This window comes from Vibrio cortegadensis, from assembly GCF_024347395.1.
Lineage (GTDB): Bacteria > Pseudomonadota > Gammaproteobacteria > Enterobacterales > Vibrionaceae > Vibrio > Vibrio cortegadensis.
This window is the reverse complement of record NZ_AP025472.1, coordinates 2,632,137-2,646,549: the sequence shown is the minus strand read 5'-3', so window position 1 is coordinate 2,646,549 and position 14,413 is coordinate 2,632,137. Positions and strand designations below refer to the sequence as shown.

Here is a 14,413-nt window from a genome sequence, read left to right as displayed (position 1 = left end):
TATTGAATTATTAAAGAGAAAGTATTTAGGTTTTCCATTTTGAAATTATCATCCAGTTCAGAATCTGCTTTAGGCAGCATTAAGCTTTTACAGATCACAGATACGCATCTGTTTGCTCCGGCAGATGGAAGTTTGCTGAGCGTGAATACTTTTGATAGCTTCCAAGCGGTAGTCCGTGACATTCAAGCAAAAGCATTTAAATTTGATGCAATTTTGGCGACAGGTGATATCTCACAAGACCACAGCCAAGAGTCTTATCAGAAGTTTGAATCCGGCATTGAGTGCTTACAGAAACCTTGTTTTTGGCTGCCAGGTAATCATGACTACAAGCCTAATATGAGTAGCGTACTACCTTCGCCTCAAATTCAGTGTGTTGAGCATGTTTTGCTAGGAGATAGATGGCAAATGATCATGCTTGATTCACAAGTTGTCGGTGTACCACACGGACGACTGAGCGATCAACAACTTGCCCTGCTTGATGAGCAATTAACACTTCATTCCGACCGCCATACATTGGTTTTACTGCATCATCATCCAATATTGGTGGGCAGTGAATGGCTTGATCAACACACCTTGAAAGACGCTGAACAGTTTTGGAATGTGGTTGACCAACACCAAAACGTACGTGGCGTATTATGCGGGCATGTGCATCAAGATATGAATCGTGATCATCATGGCGTCCAAGTGATGGCAACCCCTTCTACCTGTGTTCAATTTAAACCAAACTCAAATGATTTTGCTTTAGATTCCCAATCCCCAGGTTGGCGTGAGTTGGAGCTTCACCTCGACGGTAGCATCGAGACGCAAGTGAACCGCTTATCTGATGGTCGCTTTCTTCCAGATTTTAATTCAGATGGGTACTAAGAATGGCAGATAAACCATCGTTACTGCTTTACATTCACGGATTCAATAGTTCACCTTTATCTCATAAAGCGAATGTAATGCAGAGCTATTGTGAACAGTTTCGTCCGGATATCAAACTAGTCACTCCTCAATTACCATGTTTTCCAAAAGCAGCAAGTGAATGTTTGTTAGCCATTGTTGAGCAGTATAAAGATAGCCATCATATTGGTTTAGTCGGTAGCTCTCTTGGAGGGTATTTATCAACATGGTTAAACGATCATTATGGTTTTCGCGCGGTGCTGATTAACCCTGCTGTTAAGCCGTATGAGCTATTAGCGGACTTCTTAGGTGTTCAAATTAACCCCTATACGAACGAAACATACACACTTGAAAGTGTACATATTGACGAACTGAAAGCGCTTGAGGTAAAACCTCTCCGAAATGCTAAAGATTTTTGGTTATTGCAACAAACAGAAGATGAAGTGTTGAATTATCGACAAGCCGTAGAAAAGTACTCGGGTTCAAAACAAAATGTTGAACTTGGTGGGGATCATAGTTTCGTCGATTTTGAACGTTACCCTGAACTCATTATCTCCTTTCTTGAGCTTTAACCTCTTTCATTGAGGGAAGAGTCAAAATTTGACGCGCCACTTGATGATGTAACTTGACATCAAGTGACGGGTTCCAGACTATATTCCACCAATACTTTCGTGATTTTGATGAATCGACTTTAGTTTGTCTATTCTTGAGCTGAGCCATATTGCTCATCGCCATATCACGTTAAAGTACCCCAAATTATTTGAGTAAATTCCGTATTATGACAGAACAATATAATGCTGGAGCCATTGAGGTTCTTAATGGTTTAGAGCCAGTACGTCGCCGACCAGGGATGTATACGGATACAGCGCGCCCGAACCACTTGGGCCAAGAAGTAATCGATAACAGTGTCGATGAAGCGCTTGCCGGACATGCCTCAAAAGTACAAGTTATCCTACACGCCGATCAATCTCTTGAAGTGATTGATGATGGCCGTGGTATGCCTGTTGATATCCACCCAGAAGAGAAAGTTTCTGGCGTAGAGCTGATCTTCTGCAAACTGCATGCAGGTGGTAAGTTCTCCAACAAAAATTACCAATTCTCAGGTGGTTTGCATGGGGTTGGCATCTCGGTAGTTAATGCACTATCGAAGCGAGTGGAAGTCAACGTTCGCCGTGATGGTCAAGTGTATGAAATGGCATTTGAGCATGGTAATAAGGTTGAAGAGCTGACGGTAACAGGTACTTGTGGTCGTCGTAACAAAGGCACCAGTGTCCATTTCTGGCCTGATACAAGCTACTTTGATTCGCCAAATTTCTCTGTTACTCGTTTGATTAATAATCTGCGAGCAAAAGCGGTACTTTGCCCGGGTTTAGAAATCACCTTCACCGATAAAGTTAACGGTAACGATCACCGTTGGTATTATGAAGATGGTCTAAAAGATTACCTAGCGGAAGGCGTAAAGGGGTACACCGTACTTCCTGAAGAACCGTTTACTGGCGAGTTTTCAGCTGAAACAGAAGCGGCGAATTGGGCGTTAATCTGGCAGCCTGAAGGTGGTGAGATGATCACCGAAAGCTACGTAAACCTGATCCCGACAGCGCAAGGAGGTACTCACGTTAACGGGTTACGCCAAGGTTTGCTTGATGCGATGCGTGAGTTTTGTGAATTCCGTAACCTGCTTCCTCGCGGTGTAAAACTCACTGGCGACGATGTCTTCGACCGTTGTTCTTATGTTCTGTCAATTAAGATGCAAGACCCTCAGTTTGCTGGCCAAACTAAAGAGCGCTTGTCATCACGTCAATGCGCGGCATTTGTCTCTGGCGTAGTAAAAGACTCATTTAGCTTATGGTTAAACGAAAAGCCGCAATTGGCCGAGCTATTAGCTGAAACTTGTATTGCCAATGCTCACCGCCGTATGCGTGCCAGCAAAAAAGTGGTTCGTAAGAAGATTGCTTCAGGCCCCGCATTACCAGGTAAATTAACCGATTGTTCGGTTCAAGATTTAAGTCGCACCGAAATTTTCTTCGTGGAAGGGGATTCGGCGGGCGGTTCTGCTAAACAAGCTCGTGATCGTGAATTCCAAGCGGTGATGCCACTGCGCGGTAAAATTTTGAATACGTGGGAAGTCTCGGCAGACCAAGTATTAGCGTCTCAAGAAGTGCACGATATTTCTGTCGCTCTAGGTATTGACCCTGATAACGACAACTTAGACAGTTTGCGTTACGGTAAAATTTGTATTCTTGCCGATGCGGACTCGGATGGACTGCACATCGCCACACTATTATGTGCGTTGTTTGTTCGTCACTTTAAAGCGTTAGTTCGAGAAGGGCACGTTTATGTTGCGATGCCTCCTTTATTTAGAATCGATTGCGGCAAGGAAGTTTTTTATGCCTTGGACGAATCTGAAAAAGATGGCGTACTTGAGCGTTTGAGTAAGAAAAAAGCCAAAATCAACGTACAACGATTCAAAGGTCTGGGTGAGATGAACCCATTACAACTGCGTGAAACGACAATGGATCCAAACACTCGTCGTCTTGTTCAGTTAACCATTGATGACGATGATGCGACCAATGAAATGATGGATATGCTGCTAGGTAAGAAACGTGCGGATGATCGCCGTACATGGTTGCAAAGTAACGGCGATATGGCTGAGGTATAATTGATGTCTACTGAAATAACGTTTGATGGCGTTGAACAAATGCCAATGCGCAAGTTCACCGAAGATGCCTATCTAAATTACTCGATGTACGTAATTATGGACCGTGCATTGCCTTATATTGGCGATGGTTTAAAACCGGTTCAACGACGTATCATCTATGCAATGTCGGAGCTTGGGCTTTCGGCTGCATCTAAATATAAGAAATCTGCACGTACCGTTGGTGACGTTCTGGGTAAGTACCATCCGCATGGTGACTCTGCTTGTTATGAAGCGATGGTGTTGATGGCTCAACCCTTCTCTTACCGCTACCCTCTGGTGGATGGTCAAGGTAACTGGGGTGCACCGGATGACCCGAAATCATTCGCGGCAATGCGTTATACCGAAGCTAAATTATCTAAATTCGCCGAAGTATTGCTTGGTGAATTAGGCCAAGGCACGGTGGAATGGCAACCTAACTTTGATGGCACAATGAAAGAGCCTCAAATGTTACCTGCTCGTCTGCCGCACATTTTGCTTAATGGCATTACTGGTATTGCAGTTGGTATGGCGACCGATATTCCGCCACACAATGTACGTGAAGTTGCTGATGCTGCGATTCATCTTTTGGATAACCCGAAAGCTGAGTTAAGTGATGTGATGGGCTTTGTTCAAGGGCCTGATTACCCGACAGAAGCGGAAATTATTTCACCAAAAAGCGATATCGAAAAGATATATCGTACAGGTCGTGGCAGCATCAAAATGCGTGCGGTTTGGCATAAAGAAGGCAATGACATTGTCGTGAGTGCTTTGCCACATCAAGTTTCGGGCGCAAAATTACTTGAGCAGATTGCTGCTCAGATGCGTGCGAAAAAGCTACCGATGGTGGATGATCTACGTGATGAGTCGGATCATGAGAATCCAACGCGTATCTTGATTGTTCCGAAATCCAATCGAATTGATTGTGATCTTCTGATGAATCACCTATTCGCATCAACGGATTTAGAGAAGAGCTTCCGTGTTAACTTGAATATGATTGGCCTAGACAGTCGACCTCAAGTGAAAGGGTTAGTCAAAATTCTATCGGAATGGATTGAATTCCGCCGCTCTACCGTTCGACGTCGTTTGCAATACCGTTTAGATAAAGTATTAGCACGGTTACACATATTAGAAGGTTTACTGGCTGCTTATCTCAATATTGATGAAGTGATTGAAATCATCCGTACTGAAGATGAACCAAAACCAGTATTGATGAGCCGCTTTAATATTTCAGATATCCAGGCCGATGCAATTCTGGATATTAAACTGCGTAACTTAGCGAAACTTGAAGAGTTTAAGATTCGAGCAGAGCAAGATGAACTGGCCGCAGAGCGTGATAAGTTAGAGAAGTTACTAGGTTCTGAGCGTCGTTTAAATACGCTGATTAAAAAAGAGATCCAAGCGGACGCCGATAAATATGGCGATGATCGTCGTTCTCCTATTGTCGAGCGTGCGGAAGCGAAAGCGTTAACAGAGCGTGATTTGGTTCCAAGTGAAGCGATTACGGTCGTGCTTTCTGATAAAGGTTGGATTCGTCATGCGAAAGGTCATGACGTCGATGCTGAAGGCTTGAACTATAAATCAGGTGATAAATACCTTGCTTGTGCACGAGGCAAGAGTAACCAACCTGCCGTATTCTTAGGCAGTGATGGTCGTAGCTATTCCCTTGAATCTCACTCATTACCTTCGGCTCGTAGCCAAGGTGAGCCAATTACTGGGCGTTTGAATGTGAGCGCGGGTACATCAATACGCCAAGTTATCATGGGTGAAGATAGCCAGTTGTGGCTTGTTGGCTCTGATGCGGGTTATGGGTTTGTGTGTAAAGGCAGTGATTTACTGTCGAAAAACCGTAGTGGTAAAGCTCTGGTTAATTTGCCTCAAGCTTCTGAAGTGATGTTACCAAGTACAATTGGCGATCTAGAGTCTGATGAGATTCTGGCGATCACCAATCAAGGTCGAATGCTATTGTTTCCAATAAAAGATTTACCTCAATTAGGTAAAGGTAAAGGGAATAAGATCATTAATATTCCAGCGGCAAAAGCGAAAGAGCGTGAAGAGTTTGTTTCACACTTAATGGCTCTGCCTCAAGGTGTGACGATTACCTTGTACGCAGGTAAACGCAAGTTAGGTTTGAAGCCTGCCGATCTAGATAACTTCCGTGGTGAGCGAGGACGTCGTGGGGGGTTATTACCAAGAGGCTTACAGCGTGTTACTCGAATCGAAGTTGAGCGACCAAACGGCACAGAAAAGAAGGATGTTGAAGAGTAAGCGACGCCTGATATAGAGCTTACCTACAACAGATAATAAAAATCCCAGCTAAGGCTGGGATTTTTATATTTACCGAATATTCAGTGGAAAAGGTGGCGGTCGTTTTAACGCCTAGTATCTTCCGATATGGTCACTTTCAGGGTAATTTCCTCACCTTTTCTTAATACCAATACATCTACAGTCGTTCCTGGTCTAAGATCGGTCACGATATCCATGACACTCTGACGGCCGTTAATTTTGTGATTATCGATGCTCAATATGATGTCTTGTTTTTCAAACCCAGCATCTGCCGCTGGGCCATTTGGGTCCATGCCTAGAACCACAATACCACCGACATTATCATTACCAAGAAGGCGAGAGGTCACTGCGGTAATATCTTGTCCATCAATACCAATGTAGCCACGAATCACTCGTCCATCTGCAATGATTTTTTCCATGATTTTATTGGCTAACTTGAAGGGAATGGCAAATGAAATACCATATGTTTCTAACTCTGTTGCCTGCTGGAATGAGGCGGTATTAATCCCGACGAGTTCGCCTTGCGTGTTGACTAATGCGCCACCAGAATTACCTTCATTGATGGCTGCATCCGTTTGAATAAATGCTTGTCGTCCGTCAGCACTGATCGATGAGCGGCCAGTAGCCGAAATAATACCAAAAGTCGTCGTTTGACCTAAGTTATATGGGTTACCAATGGCAAGAACAATATCACCGACTTTGGCATTGTAGTTTGGATTTTGTGGAATGACGGGAAGATTGGTGCCTTCCACTCGTAAAATAGCTATGTCAGTTCGTCTGTCTTTACCGACTAATTGGGCAGCAGCGACTCGTCCGTCTTGCAGTGCGACAATGATTTGATCCGCTTTTGCGACTACATGATAGTTGGTAATAATGTAGCCTTTTTCACTGACTATTACTCCAGAACCTAAGCCCTGAGTTGATAATTTACTGCGGTCATTCTCCACATACTGGCGGCTGTATATATTGACAACGGCAGGGCTTGCCTTGCGAACCGCTTGGTTGAAAGAGACTTGCAAAGTGCTGATGTCCGTTGCTGGTAGCACAATATCTTTAGGCACAATGTTTGAGCGTAATGATGGCACTGCAGCTAAAATAATGGCCGCGGCAATTAGGCCAAGAGCTATTGAACGTAAGAAAAAATTCAGCATAGACTTCTCAAGAGGTTGAATGCTTTACATTAGAAAGCGGCAAAATATCACAATTTAAAACATAAAATGGATATATATGTTTGAGAAGCATAGCACTTTAGCCAATCCCAAGAAACCTCAAGATAGTGAGCAAGTAGGAAAGGTTTTGAGTGAGCAAATAGAAAACGGAAGTGACATTTAAATCACCTCCGTTTGACTACTTATTACAACAGTTGAAAGCTATTTGAGGACTTAAATCATCTAACGACTAAGTAGATAGTTCGGTCCCCTCGCTGAATGTTTAAAGCTAACACACTCGGTTTCTGTTCCAAAATAGCTCTTAGTTGGGCTATGTTTTTGACTCGTTGGCGGTTAACTCCAATAATGATGTCATCTTTTTGCAATTGGTAACCTGCTGCTGGTGACCCCTCTACTACTTGAGAGACAAGCACGCCGGATATTGCGCTGCCTTCATTGGTATTGGTTAGCTCTGCACCTTTGAGGCCTTGATGCAATGTTTCAGCCTGAGTTTTGTTATTCGCGGCTTCACCTAGAGTGACATCAAAGCTACGTTGCTCTCCGTCTCGAATAATACCGAGTGAAATAGTTTTTCCTGCGCCAAGGGTGGCTACTTTTGCTCGCAATTCGCTGAAAGTATCTATTTTTTTGTCGTTTACCGATACGATAATATCACCAGCAACGAGTCCAGCCTTATCTGCAGCACTATCAGGTAGCACTTGGCTGACAAAAGCACCTTTGCTCGATTCATAACCGAGAGCTTGTGCAAGCTCAGATGTGATTTCTCCCCCTTGAACACCCAGCATGCCACGTTTCACCTCGCCAAACTCTAGGATTTGGTCTGTGAGGTTTTTCATCATATTAGAAGGGATGGCAAATCCAATCCCAATATTGCCACCATTCGGGCCTAAGATGGCGGTGTTAATGCCGATGAGTTCACCATTAAGGTTAATTAACGCGCCTCCCGAGTTTCCGCTATTGATCGCCGCATCGGTCTGAATGAAGTTTTCGAAATTTTCTAGATTCAAGCCGCTACGACCCAATGCGGACACAATTCCGGATGTGACCGTTTGACCTAAGCCAAATGGGTTACCAATCGCGACAGTAAAGTCACCGACTCGAAGTTTGTCTGAGTCAGAGATTTTTATCTGAGTAAGGTTTTTTGCGCTCTCTAATTTGAGTAACGCAACGTCGGACATTTCATCGCCACCAATCAGTTCTGCATCGTATTCGCGGCCATCAAACAGCTTAACTCGAATTTTCTCAGCACCGTTGATGACGTGATAGTTGGTGACAATATGGCCTTGTTTCGCGTCAATAATGACACCAGAGCCTAACCCTCGAAAAGGGCGCTCTTTTAACTGCTCTGTTGGGAATTCAGGGCCGAAAAAGAATTGGAATTGTTCAGGAATACGCTGGCGTGAGACTTGTTTACCCTCCACTGCAATACTAACAACCGCAGGGGTAACCGATTCCAGCATAGGAGCAAGGCTAGGGGTTTGCACACCATCTACAACTAGCGGTAGGGCAGCGGTAACGGGCAACGCTGTGATGATTGAACTGAGGCTTAAAGTCAGTGTTGATAATACAAGCAAAGGTTTTTTCATCATATAACTCCTCTTTATTCTCGTGAGAGTTATGACTCAAAAACCTTTGCAAAGTTCACCGTTGCGATGAATTAATCAACGCTCAAATGTTACGAGGCTTTAGCAGTAACCGCTTCGGGTGCTTCAATAATCTCTTTTTCAGCATCTTTAAATAACCCTGTCGCCCCTTGAGCATAATCTTTTGGTTGCTGCTCTTGTGAGTTCTCTTTTTCATCAGAGTGCTGAGCGATGGTTTTTACAAAGGGGTTCTCTTGCTCAGGAGTATTGGGAAGTAACTCAGAAGATGTTTTCGCCATATGTTGATATAGCTTAGTGTAATCTTTTCCGAGTGTATCAAGCATCTCTGCTGATTGCGCAAAGTGATCCGCAAGCTCCTGACGTTGTTGTTCTAAAGCAAATTTTGCAGAATCGAGTTCTTTCTGCATCACTTTCTGCTTCTTATATTGAGGGGTAGTTAGTCGAGAAATCACAATTCCTAAAATTGCACCAACTAGCAAGCCAACAATGGCGTAAATCCAAGGCATAGTCGCTCCTTATTGTTGTTTTTTAACATGTATTTTACCGTTTGGTTACACATGTCCCGTTCACATGGTACTATGAGTGCTCAAGCCAATAAAGAAAAATACATGTACGCTGTGATAGCTGTTTGACCTCGACCTTATTCTGGTAGTGCTCCTATGACCCCAATACAAAAATATGAACAAGACATTCTGCAATTAGGTTTCCTGCGGGATCCTGCTCAAGAGAAAGCCGTTGAAAGCTTAGATGTGTTGTTTCATGACTTTCAGACGTATTTAAATACACCAGTGATCCAACCTAGTCGGTTTAAAAAATTACTGGGGAAATCGGCGACTGAGCCAATGCCTCCGCAAGGATTATATTTTTGGGGTGGCGTTGGGCGTGGTAAAACGTACTTAATGGATACTTTTTTTGATGCTCTGCCTACTGAGCGGAAAATGAGAGTGCACTTTCATCGATTTATGTATCGAGTTCATGATGAGTTAAAAGCATTAAGTGAGGTAGAAAACCCTTTAGATAAGGTGGCTGATGCATTTAAAAAAGAGGCTGAAATCATCTGCTTTGATGAGTTCTTTGTGAAAGATATTACTGATGCAATGATTCTGGGCACTTTGTTAAAAGCACTGTTCGAGCGTAACGTTATATTGGTCGCAACCTCTAACATCCCACCTGAAGATCTTTATCGTAATGGTTTACAGCGTGCTCGTTTCCTCCCTGCGATTGAGTTGATTCAAACGCACTGCCAGACATTAAATGTGGATAGTGGCGTTGATTACCGTTTAAGAACATTAGAACAAGCTGAAATCTATCACTACCCTTTGGATGAAAAGGCGAATAGTAATTTGTTCCATTACTATCAGCAGTTTGTAGGAGAGGGTAAAGCGAAGTTACAGCAAGTAGAAATCAATCATAGAACCATTGATGTTATCGAAGCGAGCGATGGCGTATTGCACGCTACCTTTGAGCAATTATGCCAATCGGCGCGTAGCCAAAATGATTACATTGAGTTATCGAAAATCTATCATACTGTGCTTCTTGCGGATGTTCTTCAGATGAGTACAACGATTGATGATGCAGCAAGGCGATTTATTGCGTTAGTGGATGAATTCTATGAACGTAACGTGAAACTCATTATTTCAGCCGAAGTGTCGATGGAAGCGCTTTATACCCATGGGATTTTGGAGTTTGAATTTAAACGTTGTCAGTCGCGATTAATCGAAATGCAGAGTCATGATTACTTAGCAAAAGAGCATTTAGCGTAAGATAAAGAGAAGAACTCGATCACGCTTACCTTATAAGAAGAAAATAATTCGTGATTATGTTCAAAAAGAGATGATTTTTTCTTCGCTCTTCTCTATAATCCTGCGACCTACCGTTACTGCGGGCCTCTAGTTATGAGTCAAATCTGACTAAGCCAAGAGTCTCCAACACTCGAAGGGGTGATGACTGGGTACTCTTAGACAGTGGGGACAAATTTATTTTGTTCCTTTAAGTGTAAATTTTTTTAATAGGTAATTATTAGCATGAAAACTTTCGTTGCTAAACCAGAAACTGTAAAACGCGACTGGTATGTAGTAGACGCTGAAGGTAAAACTCTTGGCCGTCTAGCAAGTGAAATTGCATCTCGCCTTCGTGGCAAACATAAAGCTGAATACACTCCTCACGTAGACACTGGTGATTACATCATCGTTGTTAACGCTGAGAAAGTTGCTGTAACTGGTAACAAAGCTAAAGGTAAAGTGTATTACCGTCACTCTGAGTTCCCTGGTGGTCTTAAATCTATCACTTTTGAAAAGCTGATCGATAAGAAACCAGAGATGGTTCTTGAACTTGCAGTTAAAGGTATGTTACCACGTGGCCCTCTAGGCCGTGCTATGTACCGTAAGCTTAAAGTTTACGCTGGTACTGAGCATAACCATACTGCTCAACAACCAACAGTATTAGACATCTAATCGGGGATCTTGAAAATGGCAGAGAATCAATACTACGGCACTGGTCGTCGCAAAAGCTCAGCAGCTCGTGTTTTCATCAAACCGGGCAGCGGTGAGATCGTAATCAACAAGCGTAGCCTTGATGTTTACTTCGGTCGTCCAACTTCTCGTATGGTTGTTAAACAACCTCTTGAGCTAGTTGAACTAACTGAAAAACTTGACCTTTACATCACTGTTTCTGGTGGTGGTATTTCTGGTCAAGCTGGCGCAATCCGCCACGGTATCACTCGCGCTCTTATGGAGTACGATGAAACTCTACGTCCTGCTCTACGTGCAGCTGGCTATGTTACGCGTGACGCTCGTTGCGTTGAACGTAAGAAAGTTGGTCTACGTAAAGCACGTCGTAAACCTCAATTCTCTAAGCGTTAATTTTTCTTTTACAGAAAAGTTCACGCTCCAGTTTTATTACTGGAATTGTGGTTCGAAGCTCGGCTATATGCCGAGCTTTTTGTCGTTTAAGCATCTGCTAAATCCTTTTCCCCGTTCAACTTCATTTCTTATTCTTAGAATTTTGCCTCTTTTGTGACCTCATAGGCGATTTACCTTACGATTGTTACAAAAAGGTAGCTTTATCTTGTCAAAAAGTAGGGTTTTATTTATCATTTCGCATTAATAAATAGAACTAAATTTATACTTTTGTTAGCCATGCTCTGTAAGCGGAATAATAATAATCCAAAAGGAGCAAATGGGAGAATGTTTGGATGAGCAACGCGCCTTTAAATAACGGTCGTAGACGTTTCTTAACCGCAACAACAGCAGTTGTTGGTGGTTTGGGAGCAGCAGCGGTAGCCGTTCCTTTTATTAAATCATGGAACCCGAGTGCTAAAGCGAAAGCGGCAGGTGCTCCGGTGGAAGTTGATGTTAGTAAACTTGAAGCTGGTCAGATGGTTCGTGTTGAATGGCAAGGTAAGCCTGTCTGGGTGGTTCGCCGCGCAGAATCAGTGCTAAAAAACCTTGATTCAATTAATGAACAGTTACGAGACCCTTCATCAACGGAAGAACAACAGCCTGAATATGCTCAAAATGCTTACCGCTCAATTAAGCCAGAGTTTTTCATTGCCGTTGGCTTTTGTACACACCTAGGTTGTTCGCCTACTTATTTACCTGATTCTTTTGCGGAACAAGTTCAAGGTGTCAAATCTGGATTCTTCTGTCCATGCCATGGTTCTAAGTTTGATATGGCTGGCCGAGTTTTCCAAGGAGTACCAGCACCGTTGAACCTCGTTGTGCCTAAGCATATGTATTTAAGTGATACGACGATCATGATCGGTATTGATGAGGGAGATGCGTAATGCAAGGACTACTTGATTGGGTCGAAAAACGATTACCAATGATGGATGCTTATAAAAAGCATCTATCAGAATATCCAATGCCAAAAACGTTCAACTTTTGGTACTTTTTTGGTTCATTAGCAATGCTTGTTTTGGTTAACCAAATCTTAACTGGTGTATGGCTAACAATGAACTACGTACCATCTGGTGAAGGCGCGTTTGCATCGGTTGAATATATCATGCGTGATGTTGAGTATGGTTGGTTGTTGCGTTATATGCACTCCACCGGAGCCTCAGCATTCTTTGTTGTGATTTATCTACACATGTTCCGTGGTCTTATCTATGGTTCATACCAGAAGCCTCGTGAACTCTTGTGGCTATTTGGTATGTTGATCTTCTTAGTGCTGATGGCTGAAGCTTTCATGGGTTACCTATTGCCATGGGGACAAATGTCTTACTGGGGAGCTCAAGTTATTATCTCGCTATTTGGTGCAATTCCAGTGATTGGCGACGATTTAACGCTTTGGATCCGTGGTGACTACATTATCTCTGGTGCGACACTAAACCGTTTCTTCGCCTTGCATGTAATTGCGCTGCCAATCGTTCTGTTGCTACTTATTGTATTGCATATCCTTGCGCTGCATGAGGTGGGTTCAAACAACCCAGACGGAATTGAAACCAAACTTCCTAAAGGTAGTATGGGCGACGATTACAAAACGCAATTCAAGTTCCACGAAAACTACACTAAGAAGTACGACATTATCGACTCTATTCCATTCCATCCTTATGGAACGGTTAAAGATATGGTCGGCATTGCTGGGTTCTTGTTCTTCTTCTGTTACGTTCTGTTCTTCAACCCTGAAATGGGCGGTTACTTCCTAGAAGGACCAAACTTTGAAGCTGCAAACCCGCTGAAGACTCCTGAACACATTGCTCCTGTGTGGTACTTCACGCCGTTCTACGCAATTTTGCGTGCGGTTCCAGATAAACTCATTGGTGTTATTGCAATGGGCGCATCGATTGTTGTGCTATTCCTACTACCATGGCTTGATCGTTGTAAAGTACGTTCATACCGTTACCGTAGCAAACTGCATCTAATTAACATTATTCAATTCACCATCAGCTTTATTGCGCTGGGTATTTTAGGTGCACTGCCTGCAACGCCGACATATACACTACTGGCTCAAATATTTAGCTTAGGTTATTTCATGTTCTTCGTTCTGCTTTTCGTTTACAGCAAAAATGAAGCGACGAAACCATTACCAAAGAGGGTGAAATTCAAATGAAAAAATGGATTGTAATACTATTTGCAATGCTGCCATCTTTAGCATTAGCTGCTGGTGCAGGCGTTCACTTAGATAGTGCGAATAATGATATGAGTGATAAAGCATCACTACAAAATGGTGCGAAGCTTTTTGCTAACTACTGTCTTGGTTGTCACTCAACTCAATACCAACGCTATGAACGTGTTGCGACGGACTTGGGCATTCCTGCTGATTTAATGAAAGAGAATCTGATTTTTGACCCTGAGACAAAAATCGGTAGCTTGATGGTTAATTCAATGCCACCAAAACAGGCCGCTAACTGGTTCGGTGCTCCGCCACCAGACTTGACTCTGGTTGCTCGTGTTCGTGGTACGGATTGGCTATACACTTATCTACGCTCTTTTTATGCAGATCCTTCGCGTCCATTTGGCGTGAATAACACTGTATTCCCAAGCGTTGGTATGCCACACGTTCTTGAAGAGCTTCAAGGTATCCCAAGTGCCGTGTTTGAAACGCATATGGTTGATGGTGAAGAAGTTCAGGTTATTGTCGATATCGAGACAGACGGTACTGGTGAGCTAAGTTCAGGCGAGTATGACAATGCGGTTCGTGATTTAGTGAACTTCCTTGAGTACTCAGGTGACCCTGTTCAATTAGAGCGTCATGCGTTAGGTTGGTGGGTAATGGCTTTCTTAGTATTGTTCACTATCGTAGTGGTATTGCTGAAGAAAGAGTATTGGCGTGATGTGCACTAATTGTGCTATCATTTC

13 protein-coding genes are annotated in these 14,413 nt (G+C 43.2%); 10 read left to right on the top strand and 3 right to left on the bottom strand.

Annotated features, from left to right (window positions below; translation table 11 throughout):
* The first annotated feature begins 39 nt into the window (after positions 1-39).
* The 4 genes from cpdA to parC all read left to right on the top strand — a co-directional run bounded on the left by cpdA (position 40) and on the right by parC (position 5,824).
* Positions 40-864: a 3',5'-cyclic-AMP phosphodiesterase gene (gene cpdA / locus OCV39_RS12360; RefSeq protein WP_171756216.1), complete on the top strand. Its 825-nt coding sequence runs from the start codon at positions 40-42 to the stop codon at positions 862-864.
* Between the two features lie 2 nt (positions 865-866).
* Positions 867-1,454, top strand: a complete 588-nt coding sequence (gene yqiA, locus OCV39_RS12355; RefSeq protein WP_261888549.1) for an esterase YqiA — start codon at positions 867-869, stop codon at positions 1,452-1,454.
* 206 nt (positions 1,455-1,660) lie between these two features.
* The gene (parE, locus tag OCV39_RS12350; protein WP_017051098.1) at positions 1,661-3,541 is read left to right on the top strand and encodes a DNA topoisomerase IV subunit B; all 1,881 of its coding nucleotides are present in this window, start codon (positions 1,661-1,663) and stop codon (positions 3,539-3,541) included.
* Positions 3,542-3,544: 3 nt separating this feature from the next.
* Entirely contained in the window at positions 3,545-5,824 is a 2,280-nt protein-coding gene (gene parC / locus OCV39_RS12345) for a DNA topoisomerase IV subunit A (protein ID WP_261888548.1), read from the top strand.
* 104 nt (positions 5,825-5,928) lie between these two features.
* Here the strand turns inward: parC and degS are convergent, their stop codons facing one another.
* The 3 genes from degS to zapG all read right to left on the bottom strand — a co-directional run bounded on the left by degS (position 5,929) and on the right by zapG (position 9,121).
* Entirely contained in the window at positions 5,929-6,993 is a 1,065-nt protein-coding gene (degS, locus tag OCV39_RS12340; protein WP_017051096.1) for an outer membrane-stress sensor serine endopeptidase DegS, read from the bottom strand.
* Between the two features lie 236 nt (positions 6,994-7,229).
* Positions 7,230-8,597, bottom strand: a complete 1,368-nt coding sequence (locus OCV39_RS12335) for a DegQ family serine endoprotease (RefSeq protein ID WP_261889519.1) — start codon at positions 8,595-8,597, stop codon at positions 7,230-7,232.
* 89 nt (positions 8,598-8,686) lie between these two features.
* Positions 8,687-9,121 carry a Z-ring associated protein ZapG gene (gene zapG, locus OCV39_RS12330; protein WP_113799470.1) on the bottom strand — a complete coding sequence of 145 codons (435 nt, stop codon included), beginning with the start codon at positions 9,119-9,121 and terminating at the stop codon, positions 8,687-8,689.
* Positions 9,122-9,274: 153 nt separating this feature from the next.
* Here zapG and zapE point away from each other — a divergent pair, with 153 nt between their 5' ends.
* From zapE to OCV39_RS12300, 6 genes are all read left to right on the top strand, one after another.
* Positions 9,275-10,378, top strand: coding sequence for a cell division protein ZapE (zapE, locus tag OCV39_RS12325; RefSeq protein ID WP_261888547.1), 1,104 nt, complete (start codon positions 9,275-9,277; stop codon positions 10,376-10,378).
* 261 nt (positions 10,379-10,639) lie between these two features.
* Entirely contained in the window at positions 10,640-11,068 is a 429-nt protein-coding gene (gene rplM / locus OCV39_RS12320) for a 50S ribosomal protein L13 (RefSeq protein WP_017051092.1), read from the top strand.
* Positions 11,069-11,083: 15 nt separating this feature from the next.
* Positions 11,084-11,476: a 30S ribosomal protein S9 gene (gene rpsI / locus OCV39_RS12315; RefSeq protein WP_004740758.1), complete on the top strand. Its 393-nt coding sequence runs from the start codon at positions 11,084-11,086 to the stop codon at positions 11,474-11,476.
* A gap of 332 nt (positions 11,477-11,808) precedes the next feature.
* Positions 11,809-12,399: a ubiquinol-cytochrome c reductase iron-sulfur subunit gene (gene petA, locus OCV39_RS12310; protein WP_113799466.1), complete on the top strand. Its 591-nt coding sequence runs from the start codon at positions 11,809-11,811 to the stop codon at positions 12,397-12,399.
* Complete coding sequence (locus OCV39_RS12305; RefSeq protein ID WP_017051090.1) at positions 12,399-13,664, top strand: cytochrome b; 1,266 nt, start codon at positions 12,399-12,401, stop codon at positions 13,662-13,664. Before petA ends, OCV39_RS12305 begins: the two co-directional genes overlap by 1 nt.
* The gene (locus tag OCV39_RS12300) at positions 13,661-14,398 is read left to right on the top strand and encodes a cytochrome c1 (protein ID WP_017051089.1); all 738 of its coding nucleotides are present in this window, start codon (positions 13,661-13,663) and stop codon (positions 14,396-14,398) included. Before OCV39_RS12305 ends, OCV39_RS12300 begins: the two co-directional genes overlap by 4 nt.
* Positions 14,399-14,413: the final 15 nt, after the last annotated feature.

What these genes read in the sequence shown, in the direction of transcription:
- yqiA (WP_261888549.1), top strand. Translation starts at nt 867, where the DNA reads ATGGCAGATAAACCATCGTTACTGCTTTACATTCACGGATTCAATAGT.
- parE (WP_017051098.1), top strand. Translation starts at nt 1,661, where the DNA reads ATGACAGAACAATATAATGCTGGAGCCATTGAGGTTCTTAATGGTTTA.
- parC (WP_261888548.1), top strand. Translation starts at nt 3,545, where the DNA reads ATGTCTACTGAAATAACGTTTGATGGCGTTGAACAAATGCCAATGCGC.
- degS (WP_017051096.1), bottom strand. Translation starts at nt 6,993, where the DNA reads ATGCTGAATTTTTTCTTACGTTCAATAGCTCTTGGCCTAATTGCCGCG.
- OCV39_RS12335 (WP_261889519.1), bottom strand. Translation starts at nt 8,597, where the DNA reads ATGAAAAAACCTTTGCTTGTATTATCAACACTGACTTTAAGCCTCAGT.
- zapG (WP_113799470.1), bottom strand. Translation starts at nt 9,121, where the DNA reads ATGCCTTGGATTTACGCCATTGTTGGCTTGCTAGTTGGTGCAATTTTA.
- zapE (WP_261888547.1), top strand. Translation starts at nt 9,275, where the DNA reads ATGACCCCAATACAAAAATATGAACAAGACATTCTGCAATTAGGTTTC.
- rplM (WP_017051092.1), top strand. Translation starts at nt 10,640, where the DNA reads ATGAAAACTTTCGTTGCTAAACCAGAAACTGTAAAACGCGACTGGTAT.
- rpsI (WP_004740758.1), top strand. Translation starts at nt 11,084, where the DNA reads ATGGCAGAGAATCAATACTACGGCACTGGTCGTCGCAAAAGCTCAGCA.
- petA (WP_113799466.1), top strand. Translation starts at nt 11,809, where the DNA reads ATGAGCAACGCGCCTTTAAATAACGGTCGTAGACGTTTCTTAACCGCA.
- OCV39_RS12305 (WP_017051090.1), top strand. Translation starts at nt 12,399, where the DNA reads ATGCAAGGACTACTTGATTGGGTCGAAAAACGATTACCAATGATGGAT.
- OCV39_RS12300 (WP_017051089.1), top strand. Translation starts at nt 13,661, where the DNA reads ATGAAAAAATGGATTGTAATACTATTTGCAATGCTGCCATCTTTAGCA.